26 protein-coding genes and 1 tRNA gene are annotated in these 25747 nt (G+C 71.3%); 16 read left to right on the forward strand and 11 right to left on the reverse strand.

The window, feature by feature from the left end:
- The first annotated feature begins 71 nt into the window (after positions 1–71).
- The 4 genes from ASG95_RS19875 (at position 72) to ASG95_RS19890 (ending at position 2816) form a co-directional block, all read left to right on the forward strand.
- Positions 72–1055 carry a YafY family protein gene (locus ASG95_RS19875; protein WP_056921553.1) on the forward strand — a complete coding sequence of 328 codons (984 nt, stop codon included), beginning with the start codon at positions 72–74 and terminating at the stop codon, positions 1053–1055.
- A 25-nt stretch (positions 1056–1080) separates the two neighbouring features.
- Complete coding sequence (locus ASG95_RS19880) at positions 1081–1536, forward strand: VOC family protein (protein ID WP_056921552.1); 456 nt, start codon at positions 1081–1083, stop codon at positions 1534–1536.
- Positions 1537–1603: 67 nt separating this feature from the next.
- Complete coding sequence (locus ASG95_RS19885; protein WP_057378567.1) at positions 1604–2608, forward strand: hypothetical protein; 1005 nt, start codon at positions 1604–1606, stop codon at positions 2606–2608.
- A gap of 22 nt (positions 2609–2630) precedes the next feature.
- Positions 2631–2816 (forward strand): hypothetical protein, encoded by a 186-nt coding sequence (locus ASG95_RS19890; RefSeq protein ID WP_056921550.1) that lies wholly within the window; start codon positions 2631–2633, stop codon positions 2814–2816.
- 94 nt (positions 2817–2910) lie between these two features.
- Here the strand turns inward: ASG95_RS19890 and ASG95_RS19895 are convergent, their stop codons facing one another.
- Positions 2911–3738 (reverse strand): UbiA family prenyltransferase, encoded by an 828-nt coding sequence (locus ASG95_RS19895; protein WP_235544068.1) that lies wholly within the window; start codon positions 3736–3738, stop codon positions 2911–2913.
- Positions 3739–3819: 81 nt separating this feature from the next.
- Between ASG95_RS19895 and ASG95_RS19900 the strand changes: the two genes are divergently transcribed.
- Genes ASG95_RS19900 through idi form a run of 4 tightly spaced genes read left to right on the forward strand, consistent with a single transcriptional unit; the run spans position 3820 to position 7071 of the window.
- Entirely contained in the window at positions 3820–4899 is a 1080-nt protein-coding gene (locus tag ASG95_RS19900) for a type III polyketide synthase (RefSeq protein ID WP_057378568.1), read from the forward strand.
- Between the two features lie 5 nt (positions 4900–4904).
- Positions 4905–5435, forward strand: a complete 531-nt coding sequence (locus ASG95_RS19905; RefSeq protein WP_056921548.1) for an isoprenylcysteine carboxyl methyltransferase family protein — start codon at positions 4905–4907, stop codon at positions 5433–5435.
- Entirely contained in the window at positions 5432–6490 is a 1059-nt protein-coding gene (locus ASG95_RS19910) for an NAD(P)/FAD-dependent oxidoreductase (protein WP_057378569.1), read from the forward strand. Before ASG95_RS19905 ends, ASG95_RS19910 begins: the two co-directional genes overlap by 4 nt.
- Positions 6487–7071: an isopentenyl-diphosphate Delta-isomerase gene (gene idi, locus ASG95_RS19915; protein WP_057378570.1), complete on the forward strand. Its 585-nt coding sequence runs from the start codon at positions 6487–6489 to the stop codon at positions 7069–7071. The genes ASG95_RS19910 and idi overlap by 4 nt, the downstream gene beginning before the upstream one ends.
- Before the next feature lie 2 nt (positions 7072–7073).
- Here idi and ASG95_RS19920 read toward each other — a convergent pair whose 3' ends face one another.
- On the reverse strand, positions 7074–8567 hold the full coding sequence (locus ASG95_RS19920) for an MFS transporter (RefSeq protein WP_057378571.1): 1494 nt from the start codon (positions 8565–8567) through the stop codon (positions 7074–7076).
- A gap of 97 nt (positions 8568–8664) precedes the next feature.
- On the opposite strand from ASG95_RS19920, the gene ASG95_RS19925 reads away from it, so the two are divergent.
- Positions 8665–9402, forward strand: a complete 738-nt coding sequence (locus tag ASG95_RS19925; RefSeq protein WP_082592928.1) for a TetR/AcrR family transcriptional regulator — start codon at positions 8665–8667, stop codon at positions 9400–9402.
- Positions 9403–9456: 54 nt separating this feature from the next.
- Here ASG95_RS19925 and ASG95_RS19930 read toward each other — a convergent pair.
- Positions 9457–9529, reverse strand: a tRNA-Arg gene (locus tag ASG95_RS19930).
- Positions 9530–9990: 461 nt separating this feature from the next.
- On the opposite strand from ASG95_RS19930, the gene ASG95_RS19935 reads away from it, so the two are divergent.
- Positions 9991–11826 (forward strand): phosphoenolpyruvate carboxykinase (GTP), encoded by a 1836-nt coding sequence (locus ASG95_RS19935; RefSeq protein WP_057378573.1) that lies wholly within the window; start codon positions 9991–9993, stop codon positions 11824–11826.
- 10 nt (positions 11827–11836) lie between these two features.
- On the opposite strand, the gene ASG95_RS19940 is transcribed toward ASG95_RS19935, so the two are convergent.
- Both ASG95_RS19940 and ASG95_RS19945 read right to left on the reverse strand, forming a co-directional pair.
- A complete protein-coding gene (locus ASG95_RS19940; RefSeq protein ID WP_082593314.1) occupies positions 11837–12637 on the reverse strand; it encodes a DinB family protein in 801 nt (266 codons plus the stop codon).
- Positions 12634–13257, reverse strand: a complete 624-nt coding sequence (locus ASG95_RS19945) for a DUF664 domain-containing protein (RefSeq protein WP_056921517.1) — start codon at positions 13255–13257, stop codon at positions 12634–12636. The genes ASG95_RS19940 and ASG95_RS19945 overlap by 4 nt, the downstream gene beginning before the upstream one ends.
- Positions 13258–13318: 61 nt before the next feature.
- On the opposite strand from ASG95_RS19945, the gene ASG95_RS19950 reads away from it, so the two are divergent.
- Together ASG95_RS19950 and ASG95_RS19955 are read left to right on the forward strand one after the other, a co-directional pair.
- Entirely contained in the window at positions 13319–14275 is a 957-nt protein-coding gene (locus tag ASG95_RS19950) for a YafY family protein (protein WP_057379032.1), read from the forward strand.
- A 52-nt stretch (positions 14276–14327) separates the two neighbouring features.
- Positions 14328–15812 (forward strand): hypothetical protein, encoded by a 1485-nt coding sequence (locus ASG95_RS19955; protein ID WP_057378574.1) that lies wholly within the window; start codon positions 14328–14330, stop codon positions 15810–15812.
- 96 nt (positions 15813–15908) lie between these two features.
- Here the strand turns inward: ASG95_RS19955 and ASG95_RS19960 are convergent, their stop codons facing one another.
- The 4 genes from ASG95_RS19960 to ASG95_RS19975 are packed head-to-tail and all read right to left on the reverse strand — an operon-like array spanning position 15909 to position 19274.
- The gene (locus tag ASG95_RS19960; protein WP_056921515.1) at positions 15909–16316 is read right to left on the reverse strand and encodes a universal stress protein; all 408 of its coding nucleotides are present in this window, start codon (positions 16314–16316) and stop codon (positions 15909–15911) included.
- Entirely contained in the window at positions 16313–17146 is an 834-nt protein-coding gene (locus ASG95_RS19965) for an ATP-binding cassette domain-containing protein (protein ID WP_057378575.1), read from the reverse strand. Before ASG95_RS19965 ends, ASG95_RS19960 begins: the two co-directional genes overlap by 4 nt.
- Complete coding sequence (locus ASG95_RS19970; RefSeq protein WP_057378576.1) at positions 17143–18165, reverse strand: ABC transporter permease; 1023 nt, start codon at positions 18163–18165, stop codon at positions 17143–17145. Before ASG95_RS19970 ends, ASG95_RS19965 begins: the two co-directional genes overlap by 4 nt.
- Positions 18166–18167: 2 nt before the next feature.
- Complete coding sequence (locus tag ASG95_RS19975) at positions 18168–19274, reverse strand: substrate-binding domain-containing protein (protein ID WP_056921795.1); 1107 nt, start codon at positions 19272–19274, stop codon at positions 18168–18170.
- A 156-nt stretch (positions 19275–19430) separates the two neighbouring features.
- Here ASG95_RS19975 and ASG95_RS19980 point away from each other — a divergent pair, with 156 nt between their 5' ends.
- Entirely contained in the window at positions 19431–20423 is a 993-nt protein-coding gene (locus ASG95_RS19980) for a LacI family DNA-binding transcriptional regulator (protein ID WP_057378577.1), read from the forward strand.
- A 2-nt stretch (positions 20424–20425) separates the two neighbouring features.
- On the opposite strand, the gene ASG95_RS21535 is transcribed toward ASG95_RS19980, so the two are convergent.
- Positions 20426–20608 carry a hypothetical protein gene (locus tag ASG95_RS21535; protein WP_157582311.1) on the reverse strand — a complete coding sequence of 61 codons (183 nt, stop codon included), beginning with the start codon at positions 20606–20608 and terminating at the stop codon, positions 20426–20428.
- Positions 20605–21048 (reverse strand): hypothetical protein, encoded by a 444-nt coding sequence (locus ASG95_RS19985; protein WP_057378578.1) that lies wholly within the window; start codon positions 21046–21048, stop codon positions 20605–20607. The genes ASG95_RS21535 and ASG95_RS19985 overlap by 4 nt, the downstream gene beginning before the upstream one ends.
- A gap of 169 nt (positions 21049–21217) precedes the next feature.
- Between ASG95_RS19985 and ASG95_RS19990 the strand changes: the two genes are divergently transcribed.
- From ASG95_RS19990 to ASG95_RS20000, 3 genes are all read left to right on the forward strand, one after another.
- Complete coding sequence (locus ASG95_RS19990) at positions 21218–21952, forward strand: response regulator transcription factor (RefSeq protein WP_057378579.1); 735 nt, start codon at positions 21218–21220, stop codon at positions 21950–21952.
- The gene (locus ASG95_RS19995) at positions 21949–23412 is read left to right on the forward strand and encodes a HAMP domain-containing sensor histidine kinase (protein WP_057378580.1); all 1464 of its coding nucleotides are present in this window, start codon (positions 21949–21951) and stop codon (positions 23410–23412) included. Before ASG95_RS19990 ends, ASG95_RS19995 begins: the two co-directional genes overlap by 4 nt.
- Before the next feature lie 231 nt (positions 23413–23643).
- Positions 23644–25746: a glycosyltransferase family 39 protein gene (locus ASG95_RS20000; RefSeq protein ID WP_057378581.1), complete on the forward strand. Its 2103-nt coding sequence runs from the start codon at positions 23644–23646 to the stop codon at positions 25744–25746.
- The last annotated feature ends 1 nt before the right edge of the window (position 25747 follow it).

Here is a 25747-nt window from a genome sequence, read left to right on the forward strand (position 1 = left end):
TTTCCTGTCACCTCCGACGCTAGGGAGACATCCGGTCACTTTCTGACCGCTTTCTCCGGCATCCTGAAGTCATGGCCAACACCAGTTCCCGCACCCTGCGACTGCTCTCGCTCCTCCAGACCCATCGGTTCTGGGCCGGGCCCGAGCTCGCCGACCGGCTCGAGGTGTCCGAACGCACGCTGCGTCGCGACGTCGAGCGGCTGCGCGAGCTCGGCTATCCCGTCGACTCGGTCCGCGGGATCGAGGGCGGTTACCAGCTCGGCGCCGGCGCGACTATGCCACCACTCACCGTCGACGAGGACGAGGCGATCGCGATGGTCGTGGCGCTCAACGGGGCCGCCCAGCTCACCGCCGGCGCTCTGTCGGAGGCGTCGGTGAGCGCGCTGTCGAAGGTCGTCCAGGTGTTGCCGCCCAAGCTGCGTCGGCGGGCCGAGGCGCTGCGCTCGGTGACGGACGACTCGCCCTTCTCCGAGGCTCCCGCGGTGCACGCCGACGTCCTGGCCGCCGTGGCCCAGGCGACCCGGGACACCGAGCGGATCCGGTTCACCTACCTGGCGCGGGGCGGCCAAGGGGCCGGCGAGGCCGTGCGGCGCCACGTCGAGCCGCACCGCCTCGTCACCGTCGGACGCCGCTGGTACCTGCTCGCCTACGACCTCGACCGCCAGGACTGGCGCTCGTTCCGGCTCGACCGCCTCAGCGAGCCGTTCGGCACCCGGGCCCGCTTCCGAGCCCGCGAGGTGCCGGGAGGTGACGCGGCGGCATACGTGCGAAAGGGACTGTCCCGCAATGAAACTCGCGTCGTCGTGCGCGCCCGGGTCAACGCTCCTGCGGAGCAGGTCGAGCGCCGCACGGGGCGGTGGGCGCGGGTCACCCCGATGGACGCCACCTCCTGCCTGCTGGAGATGGACGCGGTGCACCCGGGGTGGGCGGCCTTCGGGCTGGGCGTCGTCGATGCCCCGTTCACGCTCGAGGAGGCCACCCCGGAGGTGCTCGAGGTGCTGCGCCTGTGGGCGGCCCGCTTCAGCGAGGCAGCCGGCCCAGGGCCCATCGGCTGACGGACCCCGGTGCGACACTGCCGGGATGACCGCGAACTGGCACCTGACCATCGACTGCGCCGACACCTCCCGCCTCGTGTCGTTCTGGTGCGAGGCGCTCGGCTACGTGCCCGAGCCGGCTCCGGACGGCTGGGACTCGTGGCTCGCCTACTGGCGTGCCGGCGGCATCCCGGAGGAGGAGCTCGTGGGTGCGGAGGAGGGCAGCGGGGCGATCGTCGACCCCGAGGGCGTGCGGCCGCGCATCTGGTTCCAGGAGGTGCCGGAGCCCAAGTCGGTCAAGAACCGGCTGCACCTCGACGTCCGGCACACGCCGGGTCGCGAGGCGATGCCGTATGCCGAGCGGCGGGCGAGCGTGGACGCCGAGGTCGAGCGCCTGGTCGGGCTCGGCGCGAGCATCGCCTACCGCAACGCGCCGGAGGGCGCGGACTACTACGCGGTGACCCTGCGCGATCCCGAGGGCAACGAGTTCTGTGTCGTGTGACCGGAGTGGGATGACGGGTGCTGCGTGGTGACTCGGCGCCGCCGCCGACACCTGAGAGGCTGACGTCGTGCTCACCACGAACGACGTCGCCAAGTGCGAGGCCTGGTTCGACTCCCACGGGTTGCCGTACTTCGTCGAAGCGGGTCACGAGGCGATCCAGCGGGCCCTCGTGCCGCGGATCGTCGGCCTCTGGGCCGTGCTCGCCGTGGCGCCAGCCGTGCTCGTGACGGTGGTCGCGCTCAACCTCGACGCCGGGGTCGGCGAGGCCGTCGCGGCGGGACTCCTCACCGCAGCCGTGGTCGCCCTGGGCCGGGCGGTCCGGGTGTTCCGGGTCGGGCGGATCGGCCGCTGGGCGCTGGCCCACGCCTGGGAGAACCGGTCGCTGATCGGCCCGCTGGCGACACGCGCCCTGCCGTTCCTGCTGCTGTTCATCACCTTCCTCTTCATCAACACCGAGGTCTGGCAAGTGTCCTCGGCGTTGCCCCGGCCGTTGCTGTGGGTCTGCGTCGGGATCTTCGCGCTGCTCGCGGTCGCCTTCCTCGCGCCGTCGTTCCGCAGCGAGATCGAGCGGGTCGGCGCCGAGGTCGAGGGCGAGATGCTCGCGGCCACCTGCGTCGGGACCCCGGTGGCCTCGGCCGCGCGCGAGATCCTCGCCGAGCCACACCTCGCGACCGAGGTGGCCGGCATCCGGCTGCCCCCGCTGCAGCGCCGCAACCTCATGCTCATGCTCTTCATCGCCCAGGCGATCCAGATGCTGTCACTGGTGCTGATCGTCTTCGGGTTCTTCGTCGTCTTCGGCTCGATCGCCATCCGCCCCAGCGTGATCGAGGCGTGGGTGGGCTCGGAGCCGCACTACACGGGGCCGTTCCACCTCGTGAGTGACGAGCTGTTCTCGGTCGCCATCTTCCTGTCCGCGTTCGCCGGCCTCTACTTCACCGTGCAAGCCGTGATCGACCAGAACTACCGGCGCGAGTTCTTCACCCGCATCCAGGACGACCTGCAGCGGGCGATCGGGGTCCGCAAGGTCTACGTCGCCCTCCGTGCCCACCTCGCGGCCGACCGTGGCGCCTGAGCCCCGGGCATAGGCTCACGACGTGCACCCACGCGTAGCGCTCGGCATCGGCATCCTGCTCGTTCTGGTCGGCCTCCTCTGGACCTTGCAGGGACTCGACATCGTGGGTGGCAGCGGCATGAGCGGCGTCCCGATCTGGGCCGTCATCGGGCCCTTCGTCGCCCTGATCGGCATCGTGGTCGCCTTGGGGGCGCGCCGAAAGCGCTGAACCCCGATGACCGTGCCGCCTCGTCACTGAGCGCCAACCCACTCACCGAGTCGACCTGACAGTGGGTTGGCGCTCACTCACGGAGCCGAGGGCATCAGCGCAGGACCAGGACCGCCACGTCGATCAGGGCAATGCCGATGGCCGCGACGAAGGGGCCCTTCCCCCGACCGAGCACGGCGAACAGGGCGAGCAGCACGCACGCGGCCAGGCCGACCCAGGCACCGGCAGGCACCACGCCACCCGGCCCGAACGTCGCCACGACCGAACCGGCCAACAGCACTGCGGCAGCGATCACCCGCACCCGCCCCGCACCGAGCCGCTGCGGCAACCCGCGCACTCCGGTGGCGGCGTCGTCCGCCAGGTCGGGCAGGGCGTTGAGGAGGTGGGCCCCCACCCCGAGCACCGCCCCAGTCGCCATCATCCACACCGGGGGCCAGCCGCGGGCCGGCAGCGACAGCGAGACGACCGCGGGCAGCACCCCGAACGCCACGGCATACGGCAGCGCTGACCAGGCGGTGCGCTTGAGCCCGAGGTTGTAGGCCCAGCCGCTCCCCACCCCGAGGAACAGGTGCACCAGGGCCGAGCGCCAGCCACACAGGAACGACAGGACGACGCAGGCGACACCGGCGACACCGATCGCTCTGCGCACCAACGCTTGCGAGAGCTCTCCCCGGGCCAGCGGCTTGTCCTCGCGCGCGACGGCACGGTCGCGGGCGGCGTCGATGAGGTCGTTGGACCACCCGATGGTGAGCTGACCGGTGAAGACGGCGGTGGTGACCAGGATGCCGGTCGCCAGGTCGAGGTCGAGGGCCACCGAGAGGAGCGCCACCAGCACCGTGACGGCGAGCGTGGGACCGGGGTGACAAGCCCGTACCAGCGCGGTGCGCGACGTCGACGACGCTGACACCGGCTCGCTGGACACGGGCCCACCCTAGGCGGCCACCGGCCAAGCCCGACGGTCCCGGCGACGCAGGACGCCCGCTGGTGTGCCTACGCTCTCCTCGTGAGCCGCATCGTGTCCGTCGCCGGGGTCCTGCCCGAGCACCGCTACGCCCAAGGTGAGGTGACCGCCGCCTTCGCGTCCGTCCTCGGTGCGCACGGCGTCGACCGGCTGCTGCTCGAGCGGATCCACGCGAACGCCGGCGTGAGCCACCGTCACCTCGCGCTGCCCCTGGAGCGGTATGCCGCCTTGCGCGACTTCGGGGAGGCCAACGACGAGTTCATCGCGGTCGCCGTGGACCTCGGCGCCGAAGCGGTCGTCGATGCGCTGAAGGCGGTGGGTCTCACCCCCACCGACGTCGACCTCATCGTCTCGACGACGGTGACGGGGCTGGCAGTCCCGTCGTTGGAGGCCCGGATCGCCGCTCGGATCGGCCTGCGCCCGGACGTGAAACGGGTGCCGATCGTGGGCCTCGGCTGCGTCGCCGGGGCGGCCGGCGTGGCCCGCGTCCACGACCACCTGCTCGGCCACCCCGGCGACGTCGCGGTCCTCCTGTCGGCCGAGCTCTGCAGCCTGACCGTCCAGCGCGACGACACCTCCACCGCCAACCTCGTCGCCAGCGGGCTGTTCGGCGACGGTGCCGCAGCCGTGGTCATCGTGGGCGCCGACAAGGCGGCCGAGCTCGGTCCCGACAGCGGCCACGACCTGCGGGTGCTGGCGACCCGGAGCCGCATGTACCCCGACAGCGAGCGCGCCATGGGCTGGGACGTCGGCGCCTCCGGCCTGCGGATCGTCCTCGGCGTCGAGGTGCCTGACCTGGTGCGGGCCAACCTCGGCGAGGACATCGACGGCTTCCTGGACAGGCACGGCCTCAGCCGAGCCGACATCGGCTTCTGGGTCGCGCACCCCGGCGGACCCAAGGTGCTGGAGGCGATGGCCGACGCGCTCGAGGTGCCGCGCGATGCCCTCGGCGTGACATGGGACTCCCTCGACCGGATCGGCAACCTGTCGTCGGCCTCGGTGCTGCACGTCCTCGCCGACACCCTGCGCGACCGCCCCCCGACGCCCGGGTCGTACGGCGTCCTGATGGCCATGGGCCCGGGGTTCTGCCTCGAGATGGTGCTGCTCCGAGCGGCCGGCTGACGACGATGTCCACCTCACAGACCCTGTTCACCGTGCTCATCGCCGCGGTGGGGCTCGAACGCCTCGCCGAGATGGTCGTGTCCAACCGCCATGCTGCGTGGGCCTTCGCGCGCGGTGGGGTGGAGTCGGGTCGCGGCCACTTCCCGGTCATGGTGCTGCTGCACACCGCGCTCCTCGTCGGAGCGCTCGTCGAGGTCGTCGCCGCCGACCGGCCCTTCATCCCCCTGCTGGGGTGGCCGATGCTCGTCCTCGTCGGGCTCGCGCAAGGCCTGCGCTGGTGGTGCATCGCGACGCTCGGCCCGCAGTGGAACACCCGCGTCATCGTCGTGCCCGGCGCCGCCCTGGTCGCCGGCGGTCCCTACCGCCTGCTGCGTCACCCCAACTACGTCGCCGTGGTCGTCGAGGGCTTCGCGCTGCCGCTGGTCCACACCGCGTGGGTCACCGCAGCGGCCTTCACGGTCCTCAACCTCCTCCTGCTGTCGGTGCGGATCCGGGTCGAGGAGCAGGCGCTCGGGCTCCGAGCCGGTGCGGCGTGAGCGTCGACCTCCTCGTCATCGGCGGTGGCCCCGTGGGCCTGGCCACCGCCTTGTATGCCGTGCGACGCGGCCTCACGGTCGAGGTGCTCGAGCCGCGCCCCGGCCCCGTGGACAAGGCGTGCGGTGAGGGCCTGATGCCCGGAGGGCTCGCCGCCCTCGACGACCTCGGCGTGCGGCCAAAGGGCCACCCCTTCAACGGGATCCGCTATCTGGCGCGCAACGGCAGCGCCGTCGCGGACTTCACCCGGGGTCCCGGTCTCGGCGTCCGTCGGACCGAGCTGCATGCCCGCCTGAGCGAGGCGACCGCCGACGCCGGCGTCACGGTCCGCCGACTGTCGGCGACCGGCCTGAGCCAGGACGCCGACGGCGTCGACGTGACGACTCGGCTGCCGGGTGGCGAGGGTGGGCCGACCATTCGAGCCGGTCACGTGGTCGCCGCCGACGGGCTGCACTCCTGGGCCCGTCGACACCTCGGCCTCGACCGACCGGCGAGCCGGCCCGGCCGGTACGGGCTGCGCCAGCACTTCGCGATCGCGCCGTGGTCGAGTCATGTCGACGTCCTCTGGGCGCAGGATGCCGAGGCCTACGTCACCCCGGTCGCCGACGACCTGGTGGGCGTCGCGGTCCTGAGCCGTCGACGCCGACCGTTCGCCGAGCACCTCGCCCAGTTTCCGCCGCTCGCCGAACGCCTCGCCGGGGTGGGGCCGGCCTCGGCCGTGCAAGGCGCCGGTCCGTTGCGGCAACGCAGCCGGCACCGGGTCGCTGGCCGGGCGCTGCTGGTCGGCGACGCCAGCGGCTACGTGGACGCGCTGACCGGTGAGGGCATCTCGCTGGGGCTGGCCCAGGCGCGGGCCGCAGTTGCGGCGATTGCTGCCGACCGGCCGGCGGACTACGAGCGCGGATGGCTCGCAGCCACCTGGCGGTGCTCGCTGCTGACCCACGGGCTGCTGCAGGCCACCCGCCCACAGGTTGCCCGTCGCGCGCTGGTGCCGCTGGCGGCGCGAGCGCCCTGGGTGTTCTCGGCGGCCGTCAACGAGCTGGGCCGGTCGGCGTGACCGAGCTCGTCGTCCTCCTTGACGACCACGGACGCGCGGTCGGAACGCAGGACAAGGCGACCGTCCACCACGGCCAGACGCCCCGGCACCTGGCCTTCTCGGCATACCTCGTCGACCCGGAAGGGGCGCTGCTCGTCACGCAACGGGCGGGGACGAAGGCGACCTTTCCCGGGGTGTGGACCAACTCGGTCTGCGGCCACCCGGCCCCGGGCGAGGCGCTCGACACGGCTGCCAGGCGTCGGGCGCTCGACGAGCTGGGCGTCACGGTGGGCGAGCTGCGGCTGGTGCTGCCGGAGTTCGGGTACGTCGCCGAGATGGACGGCGTGGTCGAGAACGAGCTGTGCCCGGTGTTCGTCGGGGTGCTTCCCGGTCGTGAGCTGGGCCTCGAACCGGCCGAGGTCGGTGGCGCCGAGTGGGTGCCCTGGTCGACGTTCTCGGTCGAGGTGCTCGACGGACGGCGGGCGGTGTCCTCGTGGTGTCGGGAGCAGGTCGAGCAGCTCGTGCTCCTCGGCCCCAACCCCCGGGACTGGCCCGCCGCAGATCCAGCGCTGCTCCCCCCAGCCGCCCGCCTCGACAGCTGACGTCAGGTGGTCTCGTCGTCCGGGTGCTCCTCGACCGGGTGCTCCTCGACGGTGTGGGAGTTCGTGAGCGTGAGAGCGCCACCGGCCGCGACCATCCCGACGACCACCGCGAGCAGGGCGTAGGTGATCCGCTCGCCGTGGAAGAACGACGCGACCAGACCAGTGCTCCACGTGCCCGCGGGCAGCTGGGTGGTGACCAGCGCGGCGATCATCGTGCCGACGACGGCCGTGCCGAGGCTGGTGCCGACCTCCTGCGCGGTGTCGCTGAGCGCGGTGCCGATCGAGGTGCGGTTGGCCGGCATCGCGTCGACCAGGGCTACGGCACAGATCGTCATGACCGTCCGCAGGCCGATCGTCATCAGGACCAGGCAGACCGCGATGGCGAGGTAACCGTGGTCGACGCCCCAGGAGAGCCCGCCGAGCGACCCGGCCAGGAAGCCAGCCCCCACGAGGCACGCGATCCGGTGGCCGAAGCGCCTCGCCAGCCACTCGGACAACGGCGTCGCCACGACCATCGTGAGGATGATCGGCAGGTTCGCCAAGCCGGCGCGGACGGGGCTCCACCCGTAGGCGTACTGGAAGTGCAGGATCAGGCCGAACATCACGCTGGCCATCGCGATCGAGGTGCCGATCTGGGCGATCGAGGCGCCGCGGACGGTGCCGTTCGAGAAGAGGCCGAGGTCGAGCATGGGCGCGGCACTGCGGCGTTCGTGGCGCACGAACCACGCTCCGGCCACGAGGGCGCCCGCGATCGAGCCGATCGTCACCAGGGAGCCCCAGCCGTGCTCGACGCCACTGGTCAGTGACCAGCAGGCGAGGCCGATCGTGGCGACGCTGAGAAGGGCTCCGGGCAGGTCGAGCCCGTCGTCCGTCAGGTCCTCCCGGCGGTCGGCCGGGACGCCGAGCCGCACTCCGATGAAGGCCAGCAGCGCGATCGGCGCGTTGACCACCAGGAGCCACTCCCACCGCACGTGGGCCAGCGCGGTGCCGCCCAGCAAGGGGCCGAGCACGAACCCCGACATGCCCACGACGATCATCACGGTCATGGCCCGCATGCGCAGTGCCCGGTCGTCGAAGAGGCGGAAGACCAGCGAGTTGGTGATCGGCGCCATCGCCGCGGCGGCGATGCCCAGCCCGGCTCGCAGGGTGATCAGCTCGGCGGCCGTGGACACGGCGGCCACGGCCAGGCTGAGGAGGCCGAAGACCGCGAGCCCGACGAGCAGCACCCGACGGCGCCCGAGTCGGTCGGCAACCGAACCCGCGGTGAGGAGCAGCCCGCCGAACGTCAGCGAGTAGGCGCCGGTGACCCACTGCAGAGCCGTGGTGCCGCTCCCGAGGTCGCGCCCGATCGTGGGCAGCGCGATCGACAGCAAGGTGTTGTCGACCATCTCGACGAAGAAGGCCAGGCAGAGCGCGGCCAGCGGAACCCAGGCCGCCCGCAGCGACCGGTACGTGGGTGCCGCGGTGGCGGTGGTGGTCACCTCAGTAGGCGTCATGGGGCCCCTCCTCTCGAGGCGTCGTCGACTATCGAACGACGTTCCAGACGATAGAACACTGTTCGATAAATCCGCAAGCTGTGGTTGGATGGACGTCATGGCAGGCTCCCGAACGCGAGCAGTGGACCGTCGTCCACCCGGTCGCCGGCGCGCCTCGCACTCGCTCGACGCCGTGCTCACCGCGGCAGTGGAGCTGCTCGACGAGGCCGGCGACTCGGCCCTGACCTTCCGCGCGCTGGCAGCCCGCCTCGGCACCGGCGTCGGCAGCATCTACTGGTACGTCACGAGCAAGGACGACCTGCTCGACCGCGCGACCGACCACGTCCTCGGGGGGGTGTTGACCGCCGTCGAGGGACAGCCCGGCACCGACGACCCGATCGCGGACCTGCGGGTCATGGCCGTGACGTTGTTCGACGCGATCGTGGACCGGCCGTGGCTGGCCGCGTACTTCATGCGCAACACCGACGTCCAGGGCAACTCCCTCCTCCTCTACGAGAAGCTCGGCCAGCAGACCCTGCGCCTCGACCTGACGCCGAAGGAGCGGTTCCACGCCGTCTCCGCGATCGTCGGGGTCGTCGTCGGCACAGCCGCCGACCTGGGTCAGGACCCACCCGAGGAGGTCGTCAGCGGCGCCGTCGACCGCGCCGAGTTCCTCGCTCGGTATGCCGCGACGTGGCGGGCCGCGGACCCAGACCAGTTCCCGTTCGTCAGCCAGATCGCCGACGAGTTCGCCGGGCACGACGACCGCGAGCAGTTCCTCGCGGCGCTCGACCTCACCCTGGCCGGCCTCCGCCTCCAGGCCGGCGGCGAGGTGGGCCAGCCGGGGCACGAGTAAGGCCCCCGTCGCGTTTCCGCGAGCGGGGGCCCCATCGTCTGTCTCAACGCAGAGTGCGCCCGAAGGGATTCGAACCCCTAACCTTCTGATCCGTAGTCAGATGCTCTATCCGTTGAGCTACGGGCGCGAATGTCGCCCTGAGGTTCCTTGTGGGATCGCCCAGAGCAACGACGGGAAAGACTACCGGCTCGACCCCGCGCCGACGAAATCGGTATGCCGCGCCGCTGAGCCGGCCGCGCGGCATACCTCCTGCCGTGGCGGGCTGAGCACGCGGCCGAGGTGGCGCACCCCACGGCTGGCGGCTCCGGACCCGCGACGCCGAACGGCAAGAAACGCAACGGAATCCGCCGTCTTCTTGCAGTGCTTGCAAGAACGTTGCACGGGATCGTTTCCTACTCCCCGGTTGTGAGGCTTTTCACGAGCGGTCTAGACCGTGCGCGGTATCTACTGGCGCGTAGGGGGGCGTACCTTGGCCAGATCAGGAGCGTTCACCATGTGGACACGCGGTCGGATGAGCCGTGTCGGCGTGGACGCACAACCTCATGATCCGGGGGAGCACCGCCCCGGACGAAAGGGACGGCCGATCACATGACGACCGAGGCGACGCACACCGACCAGCGCGCAGGCGGCACCACGCATGCCGGCCTGCAGGCATGGGTCGACGAGGTGGCAGCGATGACCACCCCCGACCACATCGAGTGGGTCACCGGCTCCGCAGCCGAGTGGACCCGACTGACCGACAAGCTCGTCGAGGCCGGCACCTTCGTGCGCCTCAACGAGGAGAAGAAGCCGAACAGCTTCTACGCGGCCTCCGACCCGACCGACGTCGCCCGGGTCGAGGACCGCACCTACATCTGCTCCGTGGACGAGAAGGATGCCGGGCCCACCAACAACTGGATGGACCCGAACGAGATGAAGGACCTCATGCGCGGGCTCTACGCCGGCTGCATGAAGGGCCGCACGATGTACGTCATCCCGTTCGTGATGGGTCACGTCGAGGCCGAGAACCCGATGTTCGGGGTCGAGATCACCGACTCCGAGTACGTGGTCGTCTCCATGCGCGTGATGGCCCGCACCGGAGTGAACGTGCTGCGCCGGATCGAGGAGCTCGGCGACAAGGCCAAGTACGTCCCCGCCCTGCACTCCGTCGGCGCCCCCCTCGAGCCCGGCCAGGCCGACGTGAAGTGGCCGTGCAACCCCGAGAAGTACATCGTCCAGTTCCCCGAGGAGCGGATGATCTGGTCGTACGGCTCGGGCTACGGCGGCAACGCGCTGCTGGGCAAGAAGTGCTACTCGCTGCGCATCGCGAGCGTGATGGCCCGCGACGAGGGCTGGCTGGCCGAGCACATGCTCATCCTCAAGCTGATCTCCCCCGAGCAGCAGGTCTACTACATCGCCGCGGCCTTCCCCAGCGCGTGCGGCAAGACCAACCTCGCCATGCTCGCCCCGACCATCCCGGGCTGGAAGGTCGAGACCCTCGGCGACGACATCGCCTGGATGCGCTTCGGCGACGACGGTCGCCTGTATGCGGTGAACCCCGAGTTCGGCTTCTTCGGCGTCGCCCCGGGCACCAACGAGCACACCAACCCCAACGCGATGAAGACCATCAACAAGGGCAACTCGGTCTTCACCAACGTGGCGCTCACCGACGACAAGGACATCTGGTGGGAGGGCCTGGAGAACACCCCGGCCCACGCCACCAGCTGGAAGGGCCAGGACTGGACGCCCGACTCCGACGAGCTGTCGAGCCACGCGAACAGCCGCTACTGCACCCCCATCGAGCAGTGCGACATCCTCGCCCCGGAGTACTACGACCCCAAGGGTGTGCCGATCTCGGCGATCTTCTTCGGCGGCCGCCGAAAGACGACCGTCCCCCTGGTGACCGAGTCGCGCGACTGGGTGCACGGCACCTTCATGGGCGCGACGCTCTCCTCCGAGACGACCGCCGCCGCCACCGGAGCCGTCGGCGTCGTGCGCCGCGACCCGATGGCGATGCTGCCCTTCATCGGCTACAACGCCGGCGACTACTTCCAGCACTGGATCAACCTCGGCAAGGACGCCGACGCGTCCAAGCTCCCGAAGATCTTCTACGTCAACTGGTTCCGTCGCGACGAGGACGGCGGCTTCCTGTGGCCGGGCTTCGGCGAGAACAGCCGCGTCCTCAAGTGGGCGATCGAGCGCATCGAGGGCAAGGCCGCCGCGGTCGAGACCCCGATCGGCCACGTCCCGACCCCCGAGTCGCTCGACACCTCCGGCCTGGAGATGAGCGACGCCGAGCTCGAGCAGGCCCTCGCCGTCGACGCCGACGAGTGGAAGGCCGAGATCCCCCAGATCGAGGAGTGGTTCGCCAAGTTCGGCGACACCCTCCCGACCCAGCTCCAGGTCGAGCTCGACGGCCTCAAGGCCCGCCTCGGCGTCGAGTGACCGAGGTGAGCTAGCCCGTATGCCGCCCGCGCGACTCGAGGACGGCGAGGTCCCGGATGGCGTACTGGTGGTGGTACCACTCCTCGTTGATGATGCAGCCGACGACGTCGGCGACCAGGAAGTCACGCGACTCCGGGTAGCCGGGCTCGGTCACCGGGGTGGTCCGGCTCTCGACCGCGTCGTCGGTCAGGCCGTCGACGACGGTGCGCATCGTGGCCATCCGGTCACGACGCAGCTCCAGCACCTCGTCGAGCGAGGGACGCACCGACTGGTCGCGGGGCACCTCCGGGATGTCGGCCATGTCGTCGTGCGGCAGGTCGAGCGAGCTCCACGGGGAGGGGTCACCCAGCAGGGCTCGGCGGATCCACGCGTCGGTCGCGAAGACCAGGTGGCGCTGCGTCTCGATGAACGACCACTCACCGTCGACCCGTTCGTGGAGCAGCTCCGGGTCCAGGCGCCGGGCCCGCTCGACCGTCTCGGCCCACCGCCGCTCGAGGATGTCCCACGCCTCCCGGAACTCCGCCGGCTTGCGCGGCCGCATCCTGGCGCGGTCCGGCTCCCGTCGGTCGAGCTCGGTCTCGACGAAGTCGGTGACGTCGACACCGTTGACGGTGAGGCGCTCCACCTCGCCGGAGATGTCGACGTCGACGACCTGCGAACCGGTGATCCGCGCACCCTTGAGGGCGACGTTCTTGAACCGCGCGCCGACCAGGTAGGTGTCGTCGAACACGGTGTCGGTGAAGTCGAACCGGCGGAACGTCTCGCCACGGTGGGTGGCGTCGAACCCGGGGTGCTCGTCGTGGTCGGTCATCGGGTGGCCCACGTCCAGGCGCCGGACACCGGCTGCCACCCGGGCGGCGGGTCCTCACCGACCCGGCCGTCGACCGCCTCACGCAGGAGGTCGGCGTGCCCCGTGTGGCGGCCGTACTCCTCGACCATGTCGAGCAACAGCCGCCGCAGGTTGGCGTGGTTGCCGTGCTCGTCCTTTGCCTCGACCATGTGGTCGAGGCCGACGGCCAGACCCGCGTCGCGCAGGGCTTCGGTGACCCTGGTCCGCGACCGCTGGACCGCTCCGTCGTAGAGGGCGTAGAGCCTCTCGGGCGAGTCCTGCGCCGCGGAGGCGAACTCCCAGTCGTCGTCGTCATCCCACCCGTTGTCGTCCCACACCGGGTCCATCGGGGCGCCGCTCAGCTTGACCGTGAACTTGTAGTCCTCCGCGACCGCGAGGTGCTTGAGCAGGCCGCCGAGGGTCAGCGACGAGGCACCGACCTGCGTCGCCAGACCGGTCGGGTCGAGACCGTCGGCCTTGTAGCGGAAGGTCGCGCGCAGTCGTTCGAGGGCGCCCAGCACGGCCTCGGTCTCGTTGCCGGCCAGCGGGGGCTCCCAGGGGGTGTCGGTGACCGGGTCGCTCGAGCTGTCTGTGGTAGCCATGCCTGCACGCTAGGTCCTGTTCCGGACGTTTGGCTTCCGCATGTCGTCCTACGCTGTCGTCATGCCGTCCACCGACACCAGCCCGACCGCTCGAGCGCTGCTCGCGCTCGAGCTCATCCAGGGCAGCCCCGGCATCAGCGCGGGCCGGCTGGCCGACCGCCTCGGCGTCACCGAGCGGGCTGCCCGCCGCTACGTGGCGATCCTGCGCGAGGCCGGCATCCCGCTGGAGTCCGAGCGGGGACCCTACGGCGGCTACCGCGTCGGGCGCGGCCTGCGACTCCCGCCCCTGATGTTCGAGGCGTCCGAGGCGCTCGCCCTCGTCATGGCGGTCCTCGACGGCCACCACGAAGCGGCGGACGCGGCGGACCCGGCCGGCAGCGCGCTCGGCAAGATCATCCGCGCGCTCCCCCAACCCGTGGCCGAGCAGGCCGAAGCCGTCCGACGTGCCGCCGCACCGGCCCCCGACCGGGGCGCCGCCCGACCGAACCCCCAGACCACCACCGCCCTCGTCCAGGCCACCATCGACCGCTCCCGGGTCCGCATCGGCTACCGGACCGAGGCAGGGCGCGAGTGGTCGCAAGAGGTCGACCCGTGGGCCGTCGTGGTGCGGCACGGCCGGTGGTACCTGCTCTGCTGGAGCCATGCGGCGAGCGCCCGGCGCGCCTTCCGCATCGACCGGGTCACCGCGGTCGCCTCGCTCGCCGAGCGGTTCGAGCCCCCCGCGGACCTCGACCCCGTGGCCGAGCTCGAGATCCACATGTCGGCGGGGTGGGAGTACGCCACCGACGTCGTCGTGCAGGCCCCGCTCGAGGCGGCGACGCGGATGCTGCCCCGCGGCCTGGGACGGCTCGAGGAGGGCCCCGAGGGCACCACCCGGCTGGTCGGCAGCACGAGCGCCCCCGACTGGTATGCCGCGCAGCTGGCGGCCCTCCCCGTCCCCTTCCGCATCGTGGACGGTCCGGAGCTGCGCGCCGCTGTGGCGCTGATCGCCCGACGCCTGTCGGACGCGGCGAGCTGACGCACGAGGCGGGGCTCGTCGCGCTCCGGGGCACACGGCATACTCGCGGAGCATGGCGCAGAGCGACTCCCACCAACCGCACGGCGTGGTCTTTCCCGAGGTCGACGGCAAGCGCAGCACCTCAGCGCTCGGACGCGCGGTCGTGGCGGACGCGCTCCGGCCGGTCGACCCGGTGGGGGCGCAGGCCGCGGAGCGCGAGACCAACTGGCGGCAGGGCTACCTGACGCACTTCCGGCGGATGGTCGAGGCGGGCCTGTTGCGTGACGGCGAGGCGGCGGTCGACGTCGCGCGCGCGGGTCTCGACTCGCTCCACGGGCGGATGCGCGCCACGACCGCCGACGGCGAGGTCGCGCTGGACGACGCCTTCACCGCAGGAGGCGGCACGCCACTCGGGACCGCCACCGTGCGGGGCACCGGCCAGCGGGCGACCGAGCTCAGCCTCCCGCTGCACGGGCAGCGCCTGCGCGGCGACGCGCTCCGCAGGCAGCTCGACGACTGGACCACCCGCGGCATCATCGAGCCGTCCGCCGCCGAGGCCGTCCGCACCGTGCTGGCCAACCCCGACTGGCTCGACCTCAGCGACCAGCGGGTCGTCGTGCTCGGCGCCGGCGCGGAGATGGGCCCGCTGCGCTCGATCCTGTCGTGGGGTGGGCACGTCGTCGGGGTCGACCTGCCCCGGCCCGACATCTGGAAGCGGGTCCTCGATGTAGCCGCCACCAGCGCCGGGACGCTGCACATGCCGGTGGCCGCGGACGCACCGTGGTCGGCGAGCGACCTCGCCGCGCACGCTGGCGCCGACCTGCTGCACGGCCTCCCCGCCGTCGCCGACTGGCTGACCGAGGTCGAGGGACCGCTCGTCCTCGGCAACTACGTGTATGCCGATGGGGCCACGAACGTGCGCGTCTCCACCGCTGTGGACGCCCTCACCGTGGAGCTGATGCGGCGACGGCCCGACGTGGCGCTCGGCTTCCTGGCCACCCCGACCGATGTCTTCGCCGTGCCGGGTGAGGCGGTCGAGCACTCGACGCGCAGCTACCGCAGCCCGTCGACACCGATGCGGCTGGTGCGACCGGCGCTGCGGACCGTGAGCGGAGGCCGGCTGCTGCGGCGTAACTACGCGCCCGGCACCGACCCCGGCCTCAACGACAGCCTGGTGCCGCAGCAGGGACCGAACTACGCGTTGGCCAAGCGGCTGCAACGCTGGCGGGCCACCGTCGCCCGCCGCGACGGCCGCACCGTGTCGCTCAACGTCGCGCCACCCACCCGGACCCGGTCGGTGGTCAAGAACCGCGCCCTCGCCAGCGCGTATGCCGGCGCCCACCGGTTCGGGATCGAGGTCTTCGAGCCAGCCACGAGCAACACCCTGATGGCCGCCCTCCTCGTCCACGACCTGCGCACGGCACCGCACGCACCCATGACGCCCTGGCGTGAGGAAGCAGCCGGCGCGGTGCACGGCGGGCTGTGGCGCACGGCCTACGACCCGCGCAGCGCGCTCGGCATCGCCGTCGTCCTGGGCCTGGGCTCGGCCCGCACCTGACCTCGACGCCGAGACGGACGAGCGGCGCCCCTCCTTGTCGGAGGGACGCCGCTCGCGTGGGGGCTGACCCGGTCAGGGGATCCGGGTCAGGGCCGGTCAGCCGGTCTTCGCCGCCTTCACGGCTAGCACCGGGCAGTGGGCGTCGAGGAGGACCTGTTGCGAGGTGCTGCCGAGGAAGAGCTTCCCGACCGGCGTACGACGTCGCACCCCGATCACGATGAGCCGGGCGTCCTTCTCCTCGGCGACCCGCAGGATCGCCTCGGCGGGCGCCAGCTCGTCGGTCGACTGGACCACCTCGTGGGCGATCCCCGCGCCGCTGAGCTCGACGTCGATCGCGTCGATGTCCGCGGGGCTCGCGAAGGTCGACCCGGCGAAGTTGCCGCTCTGGCCGGTGTTGACCACCACGAGCGTGGAGCCGTCGATCACGACCTCGTCCTTGGCTCGCTCGAAGGCGGCGATGCCCTCGGGCGTCGGGATGTAGCCGACGACGACGACGCCGCTCACGAGGCGCCGTCCAGCCGCTTGGCACCGGTCATGATGGCCACGCCCTCACCCATGTCGTGCGTTTGCGGCGTGATGACCCCGGCGCGGCCACCGAGGCGCTGGATGTGGATGCGGTCGGCCACCTCCCAGACGTGTGGCATGTTGTGGCTGATCAGGATGATCGACAGGCCCTTGTCGCGCAGCTGCTTGACCATGTCGAGCACCATGCCCGACTCCTTCACACCCAGGGCGGCCGTCGGCTCGTCGAGGACGACGACCTTGCTGCCGAACGCCGCCGCGCGGGCGACGGCCACGGCCTGGCGCTGGCCACCCGAGAGGGTCTCCACCGCCTGGCTCATGTTCTGGATGGTCTGGATCCCGAGGTCCTGCACCGACTTGCCGGCCCGCTTCTCCATGCCGTTCTTGTCGAGCATGCGCAGCACCGACCCGAGCGGGCCCTTGCGGCGCTCCTCGCGAGCGAGGTAGAGGTTGCTGGCGATGTCGAGCGCCGGGATGACGGCCAGCTGCTGGTAGACCGTCTCGATCCCCGCCTCGCGGGCGTCCTGCGGCTTGCGGAAGTGCACCGGCTGGCCGTTCATCGTGATCTCACCCGAGTCGGGGACGTACGCCCCGGTCAGGCACTTGATCAGCGTGGACTTGCCGGCGCCGTTGTCACCGATGACCGCCAGCACCTCGCCGGGGTAGAGGTCGAGGTCGACGCCGTCGAGGCCGACGACGCGACCGAAGGTGATGACCAGCTTGCGGGCGGAGAGGACCGGCTCCTTGCCGTAGATCTCCTCCTTGCCGGTCGGGACGCCGCCATGGGCGACCTCGAGCGTGCTGGTGCTCATGCCTTCACCTTCCTGATCCACTGGTCGATGCCGACGGCCACGATGACGAGGACGCCGGTCGCCATGACGCGCCACTGCTGGTTGACGCCCATCTGGGACAGACCGAAGGCGAACGTCTGGACGATGAGGGCACCGATGAGGGTGCCGATGAGGCGACCCCGGCCACCGAAGAGGCTGGTGCCACCGATGACGACCGCGGTGATGCTGGCCAGGTTGGCGTCGGGTGCCGCGTTGGGGGTGGCGGCGCCGGCCCGTCCGATGAGGATCCAGCCGGCGATGCCGTAGATCAGGCCGGCCACCGTGTAGACGGCGAGCAGGATCCGCTTGCTCGGCACACCCGAGAGGCGGGCCGACTCGGCGTCGTCACCGACGGCGTAGACGTAGCGTCCCCACGCGGTCTGCGAGAGCACGAACCCCATCACGGCGTAGATGAGGATGACCACGACGATGCCCCAGGTGAGCCGGAACTGGCCGATCGCGAACCCCTCGCCCAGGAAGTTGAGCAGCCGTGGCAGGTGGTCGGCCTGGATGCTCTCACCGCCGGAGTAGAGCAGCGCAACGGCCGTGAAGATGCTCAGCGTGCCGAGGGTGACGATGAACGGCGGGAGGTTGATCCGCGTGACGAGCAGGCCGTTGAGGAAGCCGGCTCCCGTCGCGAGGACGACCCCGATCGCCAGGGCCAGGACGGCGGGCATGCCGCCGTCCTTGGCGAGCGTGGCCGTCACCATCATCGAGAGGACCATGATCGCGCCGACCGAGAGGTCGATGCCGGCCGTCAGGATGACCAGCGTCTGGCCCACCGCGAGCGCTGCGACCACCGCTGTCTGCTGGAGCAGGATGCCCATCGAGTTGGCGGTCAGGAACGTGGGCGTCGCGATGTAGAACACCAGGAACGTCACGAGCAGCAGGAAGAGCGGGCTCAACCACGGCTTGCCGTGCAGCTGGTGCTGCACCCGCTGGAGGGGGGACTGCTGCCGCCGAGCGAACTCGGCGGCAGCAGAGGTGACCTGAGTCGACATGGTCAGTTGCCCCAGCAGATCTTGGCGCCCTCGTCGGAGGTGATGCTGTCGACACCGTCAGCCTTCTTGTCGGTGACGAGCGCGACGCCGGTGTCGAAGAAGTCGAGGCCGGGGGAGACCTGCGGCTTCTCGCCACCGCGGGCGATCTTGGCGATGGCCTCCATGCCCAGCGTGGCCATCTTCAGCGGGTACTGCTGGGCCGTGGCACCGATCACGCCGCTCTTGACGCTGCCGACTCCGGCGCAGCCACCGTCGACGGAGACGATCAGCGCGGTCTTGCCGGCCGCCTTGAGGGCCGCGTTGGCGCCGACCGCGGTGGGCTCGTTGATCGTGTAGACCACGTTGATGTTCGGGTTCTTGGCCAGGCACTTCTCCATGGCCGAGCGGCCACCGTCCTCGGCGCCCTGTCCGGCCTCGTTGCAGGCGATCGTGTAGTCGCCGCCCTTGCCGCCGGTGTACTTGCCGGTCTTGGCCTCGTCGCCGTTCTTCTTGCCGTCGGCCACGTCGATGCCCATGCCCTCGAGGAAGCCCTGGTCACGGTTGTAGTCGACCGAGACGATCTTGTCGTCGAACAGGTCGAGCAGCGCGATGACCGCGGGCTTGCCGTCGAGCTGTGCCGCGGCCCACTGGCCGTCGAGCTTGCCGGCGTTGCGGTTGTTGGTCGCGAAGGTGATGTCGACCGTGTCCGGCGGGTCGGGCGGGGTGTCGAGGGCGATGACGAAGAGCTTGGCGTCGCGCGCCTTCTTCATGGCGGCGTTGACGCCGGTGCTCATGGGTGTGATGAGGATGCCCTTGTCGCCGCGGGCGATGGCGTCCTCGATCGCCGTGATCTGGCCCTGGTCGTCACCCTCCTGCTTGCCGGAGGCGACCGTCAGCTTGACGTTGTTCTTGGCGGCGTCCGCCTTCGCGCCCTTCTGCATGGCGACGAAGAAGGGGTTCGTGGAGTCCTTGGTGATGAGGGTGACGCCGACGGCGGCCTCACCGCCGCCACCTCCGCCGGTGTCGGCGCCGCCACGGTTGCACGCGCCGAGGGCGAGCGCAGTCGAGGCAGCGAGGGTGACCGCCATGGTGCGGCGGAAGGTAGGGGTCTGCAGGGTGCTGTGACGCATGGTGTCTCCCATCTCGTGCGGCACCAGTGCCGCGTGACAACGTTGTCAAGGAAGTTTGTAGTCTTCAGTTGTGCTTTTGTCAACGGTTCCTGTACAACTGCAGACGTGATCGTGACATCGTTGTCAAAGGGTGACCCTCGACGCCCCCGCGCCACCATGCGCGAAGTGGCGGCCCTCGCGGGCGTCAGCCTCAAGACGGTGTCGCGCGTCGTCAACCGGGAGTCCGGCGTCTCCGCCGACGTCGTGACGCGGGTGGAGCGGGCGGTCGCCCAGCTCGGCTACCGGCACAACCTCGCGGCGAGCAACCTGCGGCGCGGCCACGGCAAGACGGCCATGGTCGGCGCCCTCCTGCAGGACGTCAGCAACTCGTTCTCGTCCAGCCTCCTGCGCAGCCTGGAGGACGAGGCCCGCGACCGCGACGTCGTCATCGTGGCGTCCAGCCTCGACGAGGAGCCCGAGCGCGAGCGGGCGCTGGTCGAGGGGCTGGTCCGTCGTCGGGTCGACGGCCTGCTCCTCATGCCCGCGACCGACCGCCACGACTACCTCGCCGACGACCTGCGCAGCGGCCTACCCATCGTGTTCGTGGACCGCAGCCCCAACGGCATCGACACCGACTCGGTCACGATCGACAACGCCCGTGGCTCGCGGCTCGCGGTCTACCACCTGGTCGCCCACGGACACCGGCGGATCGCGTTCCTCGGCGACCTGCCGACCATCCAGACGGCACGCACCCGACACGAGGGCTTCGAGGCTGCGATGCGGGCCAGGCACCTCCCCATCGACCCTTCGATGACCATCACGTCACTGCGCTCGCCCGAGGACGCGGAGGCCGCGGTCCGCCGCCTCCTCGACAGCGACGAGCCCCCAACCGCGATCTTCGCAGCGCGAAACTCGTTGGCAGTCGGCACGATTCGTGCCCTCCACCGGCTCGGCAAGGCCGGTGAGATCGCGCTGGTCGGCTTCGACGACTTCCCGTTGGCCGACATCGTCGACCCGCCGCTGACCGTCATCCGACAGAACGTCGGCGCGATCGGGGCCGAGGTGGCCCAGCGTCTCTTCGCCCGCATCGACGGCGACACCTCACCCCCGCGCCACGTGGTGCTGGCACCGGAGCTGGTCGAGCGCGGCTCCGGCGAGATCCGTCCCTGAGGTCAGGGCTGGCTCAGCCGGCGCTGCGACGCCGAGGGTCGCACCGACCCACAGACCGGCACGATGCTGAAGTCCTTACTGGGCAACGCTTCCGAGCCCGGGTATGCCGCCGACCCGGGCGTCGCGGTCCGGCTCCGCGCCCAGCGCGCCCGGGCGCTGCGCGGCAGGACGGCCACGTGGATCATGTCGTGCTCGCGTTCGGGGCGGCGGACTGCTGGAGCTGGGTGCCCGGCGCCTGCGAGGCGCCGCCGGGCGCCTGCTGCACCGCCCCGGGGCCGCCGGGCAGCTGGGAGCCCTGCTGCATCCCTGGCGGGGTGAACCCACGCTGCTGACGACCTCCGGGGCCGAAGCCACCCTGCTGCACCTGGCCGCCGCCCGCGGTGCTTCCCGCCGGGATCGCTGCAGCGGCGCCCACCGCGCCCACCGACGAGATGCCGATGGCGAGCGCCGCGGCGATCGCGGTCTTGCGACCGCTCCAGGTGGGCGGGTTGAGGGCCGGCGCGGTGTCCGCGGCCACACCCGAAGGTGCGGGGGCCGGGGTGGGGGCCGGCGCGGCATACGGGAAGGTCTGGGTCTGGGCCCACTCGAGGTGGGGGACGGTGTCGTACGTGCGCGGGGTCGTCATCGGTTCTCCAACGTCGATGGGGAGGTGGTCGGGTCCGACTCTCGGCACCGACGCTGTGGCGAGGCTGTGGAAGGGGTATCGGGCGACTGAGCATCCGGCACAGAGGTCTCACAGGATTCGCACAGGAGTTACGAGGGCGCCGCACATGGTTCCGGTGTTTCCTGAGGGCATGAACACGCAGCAGTCAGCCTCTGCCAAGCTCCAGCGCCTCGACGGCTCGCCCGTCCGAGTCCTCGTCGTGGACGACGAGAACAACCTCACCGAGCTGCTCGGGATGGCGCTGCGCTACGAGGGCTGGGAGGTCCGCACCGCAGCCACCGGTGTCGCAGCGGTCCGCGCGGCCCGGGAGTTCCAGCCCGACGCCGTCGCCCTCGACATGATGCTCCCCGACTTCGACGGGCTCGAGGTGCTGCGCCGGATGCGCGGCGACAACCCGAACGTCCCCGTGCTCTTCCTGACTGCCAAGGACGCAGTCGAGGACCGGGTGGCCGGCCTCACCGCCGGCGGCGACGACTACGTCACCAAGCCGTTCAGCCTCGAGGAGGTGGTGGCCCGGCTGCGCGCCCTGATGCGTCGCACCGCCGTGGTGACCGACGAGTCCGACTCCGTCCTGGTGGTGGGTGACCTCAGCATGGACGAGGACAGCCACGAGGTGACCCGCGCCGGCGAGGCGATCAACCTCACCGCGACCGAGTTCGAGCTGCTCCGCTACCTCATGCGCAACCCCAGGCGCGTGCTCTCCAAGGCGCAGATCCTCGACCGCGTGTGGAACTACGACTTCGGTGGCCAGGCCAACGTCGTGGAGCTCTACATCTCCTACCTGCGCAAGAAGATCGACGCGGGTCGCGAGCCGATGATCCACACCATGCGTGGCGTCGGGTACGTCCTCAAGCCCGCGGCATGAGCCCTGCCCCAGCGGTCGGCTCGGCCCGCTCGCGCCTCGACCCCGCAGCGTGGTCGCTGAGCAGCAAGCTCGTGGCCACCGTCGTCGGGCTCTTCCTGGCCGTCACGCTGGCGTCAGGGGCGCTGACCGTCCTGCTGCTGCACCAGAGCCTGGTCCGCCAGCTCGACGAGGGCGTCACCGCCAGCCTCGTGCGGGCCGGCGGCCCCGACCGGGGACGACCCGGCGGCGACGGCACCGGTCCGATTGGCCCGCCCGGCGCCGGGGGTGAGTCGCTCTTCCTGCGGCTCAGCAACGGCGTCGCCACGCAGAGCCGGGTGGAGCACGACCGCACCTCCGGCACCCTGACCGCCGCACAGATCGACGCCCTCAACGCAGCCAGCATCGGGTCGACCCCCAAGACCGTCGACGTGCCAGGTCTCGGCGACTACCGGGTCGCGGCCGGGCGGGCGGTGGACGGTGACACCGTCATCAGCGGCCTGCCGGTCGAGAGCATCAACGAGACCGTCGTCACGATGATCACCCTCGTGGTCGGCGGCACGATCGTCGGGTTCGTCATCGTCTCGGCGGGTGGCCTGTGGCTGGTGCGTCGCAATCTCGCGCCGCTGCAGCGGGTCGCCCACATGGCCACCCAGGTCTCCACACTCAAGCTCGACTCCGGAGCGGTTGCGCTCGCCGAGCGGATCCCCCCAGCCGACACCGACCCGCGCACCGAGGTCGGCCAGGTCGGCCTCGCGCTCAACAACATGCTCGACAACGTCGAGGGCGCCCTGCAGTCACGGCACGACAGCGAGCAGCGGGTGCGCCAGTTCGTCGCCGACGCGTCGCACGAGCTGCGCACTCCCCTCGCCTCCATCCGCGGGTATGCCGAGCTGTCCCGTCGCGAGCGCGAGCCGGTGCCGGCGTCGGTCACCCACGCGCTGTCGCGCGTCGAGTCCGAGGCGTTGCGCATGCAGGGCCTGGTCGAGGACCTCCTGCTGCTGGCCCGCCTCGACGCCGGCCGGCCGCTGGACCGCGAGCCCGTCGACCTGTCGCTGCTCGCGATGGATGCGGTCAGTGACGCCCATGCCGCCTCCCCCGACCACCGTTGGGAGCTCGACCTGCCCGACCAGCCGGTCGAGGTGACCGGCGACTCCGCCCGGCTGCACCAGGTCGTCGCGAACCTCCTCGCGAACGCCCGCACCCACACCCCGGCGGGCACCCGCGTGGTCATGTCGGTCAAGCCCGACGGTCAGTGGGTCAGGCTCAGCGTCTCGGACGATGGTCCGGGCGTGCCGGAGTCGTTGCAGCGCAACGTCTTCCAGCGCTTCACCCGCGGCGACGACTCCCGCAACCGGGCGTCCGGCTCGAGTGGCCTCGGGCTGTCGATCGTCGACGCGGTCGCCAAGTCGCACGGGGGCAACGTCGAGCTGTCCTCCAGTCCTGGCGACACGACCTTCACGGTCGCCCTGCCGCGGGGCTGAGCGCCCCGCGAAGAACTCGGCCAATTGGCCGAAAACACGGCACCAATCAGCCGCTGCGCGCGGGAAGTCGGCCAATTGGCCGGGACCACGCCACCAACCCGCCTCTGCGCGCGGGAAGTCGGCCAATTGGCCGAAAGCACGGGACCGCAGTCGGAGCTCATCACCGGAGCTCATCACCGGGGCTCAGGGGCAGCACAGGGATCGCACAGGGCCGAGCTCGACCGTAGGGACATGGACACGATGACCCTCCACCGCGACGCCACCGGCCAGCCCGCGCTGCCCGCGCGCCCCACCACTCCCGTGCCTGCAGGTCCGGCCGCGCCGACGACGCCGAGTCGGATCGAGCGCCTGTGGCGCGGTCCGGCCGGCGACCCGGCGTGGGCCCGCCCCGCACTCCTCGGCCTGCTCCTCGCGACGGCCCTCTTCTACCTCTACAACCTCACCGCCAACGGCTACGCCAACTCGTTCTACTCCGCCGCCGTGCAGGCCGGGAGCGACAGCTGGAAGGCGTTCTTCTTCGGCTCCTCCGACGCGGGCAACTCGATCACCGTCGACAAGCCACCCGCCTCGCTGTGGGTGATGGCCCTGTCGGTGCGGGTGCTCGGGCTCAGCTCGTTCAGCATCCTCCTGCCCGAGGTGCTGATGGGGGTGGCCGCGGTCGGCGTCGTCCACGCGACGGTGAAGCGCCACTTCGGCGCCGCAGCCGGACTGATCGGTGGCGCGGTCATGGCGCTGACGCCGGTGGCCGTCCTGATGTTCCGGTTCAACAACCCCGACGCGCTGCTGGTCCTGCTCATGGCGCTCGGCGCGTGGGCGACGATGAAGTCGATCGAGCAGGGCTCGGCCAAGTGGTTCGCGATCGTGGGCGTCTTCATCGGCCTCGGCTTCCTCACCAAGGCGCTCCAGGTCCTCCTCGTCGTCCCGGCGTTCGGCCTGGCCTACGTCCTGTTCGCCGACACCACGCTCCGCCGTCGCGTCACCGGCGCCCTCGTCGGGAGCGCGGCGATGGTCCTCTCAGCGGCCTGGTGGGTGGCCATCGTCGAACTCGTCCCGGCGAGCATGCGCCCCTACATCGGCGGCTCGCAGGACAACTCGTTCCTGTCGGTCACGTTCGGCTACAACGGCCTCGGCCGGATCAGCGGCAACGAGACCGGCTCGGTCGGCGGTGGCAACGGCTGGGGCACGACCGGACTCGGGCGGATGTTCAGCTCGTCCATCGGCGGCCAGATCTCGTGGCTCATCCCGTCGGCCCTGCTCCTCCTGGCCGTCGGCCTCTACCTGCGGGGCCGGGCCCCGCGCACCGACGCCCGCCGCGCGGCATACGTGGTCTGGGGCGGTTGGCTGCTCGTCACGATGGTGACGTTCTCGCTGATGGCCGGCATCTTCCACGAGTACTACACGGTCGCCCTCGCCCCCGCCATCGCCGCCCTGGTCGGCATGGGCGCGGCCGACGCGTGGGAGCGCCGGCACAGCCCGGTCGGCTCGATCACCCTGGCCGCCGCGACGGCTGCCGCCGCCACCTGGTCGTTCATCCTGCTGTCGCGGACCGACTGGCAGGGCTGGCTGCGGATCGTCGTCCTCGCGCTCGGCCTCGCCAGCGCCCTCCTGCTGCTCGCGATCACGCAGCTGCACCGCCGGTTCGTGCCCGTGGTCATCGCCGGCGCCCTCGTCGCGGCGCTCGCCGGACCGGCCGCCTACAGCGTCCAGACCGTCGGCACCGCGCACACCGGCTCCATCGTCACCGCGGGCCCCGCTTTGGCCGGCGGCCGAGGCGGAGGTATGCCGGGTGGTGGCCCGGGTGGCACGGGTGCACCTCCGCAGGGCACGTTCGCCGGGCCGCAGGGGGCCACCGGCACCCAGGGCACCCGCGGGGCGGGTGGCATGGGCGGACTGCTCGACGCCTCCACCCCGAACACCGAGGTCGTCTCGGCCCTGTCAGCCGACGCCAGCTCGTACCGCTGGGTCGCCGCCGCGATCGGCTCGCAGAACGCGGCCGGGTTGCAGCTCGGGACCGGTCTGCCGGTGATGGCGATCGGTGGCTTCAACGGCAGCGACCCCAGCCCGACCCTGGCGCAGTTCCAGCAGTACGTCGCGGACGGCGACATCCACTTCTTTGCCGGAGGCGGGAGTGTCAACAGCGCTGCGAGTGGCGGGGCCGGTGGTGGCCCGGGTGGCGGGATGGGTGGCTCCGGCACCGGCTCCGAGATCGCCGAGTGGGTGGCGGCCAACTTCACCCAGGTCACGATCGGCGGCTCGACCTTCTACGACCTCACCCAGCCGTTGACGTCGAGCGGCGCGTCGACGGCCACCGGCACGACCACGCAGACCACCTGAG

The organism is Phycicoccus sp. Soil803 (assembly GCF_001429685.1).
GTDB lineage: Bacteria > Actinomycetota > Actinomycetes > Actinomycetales > Dermatophilaceae > Pedococcus.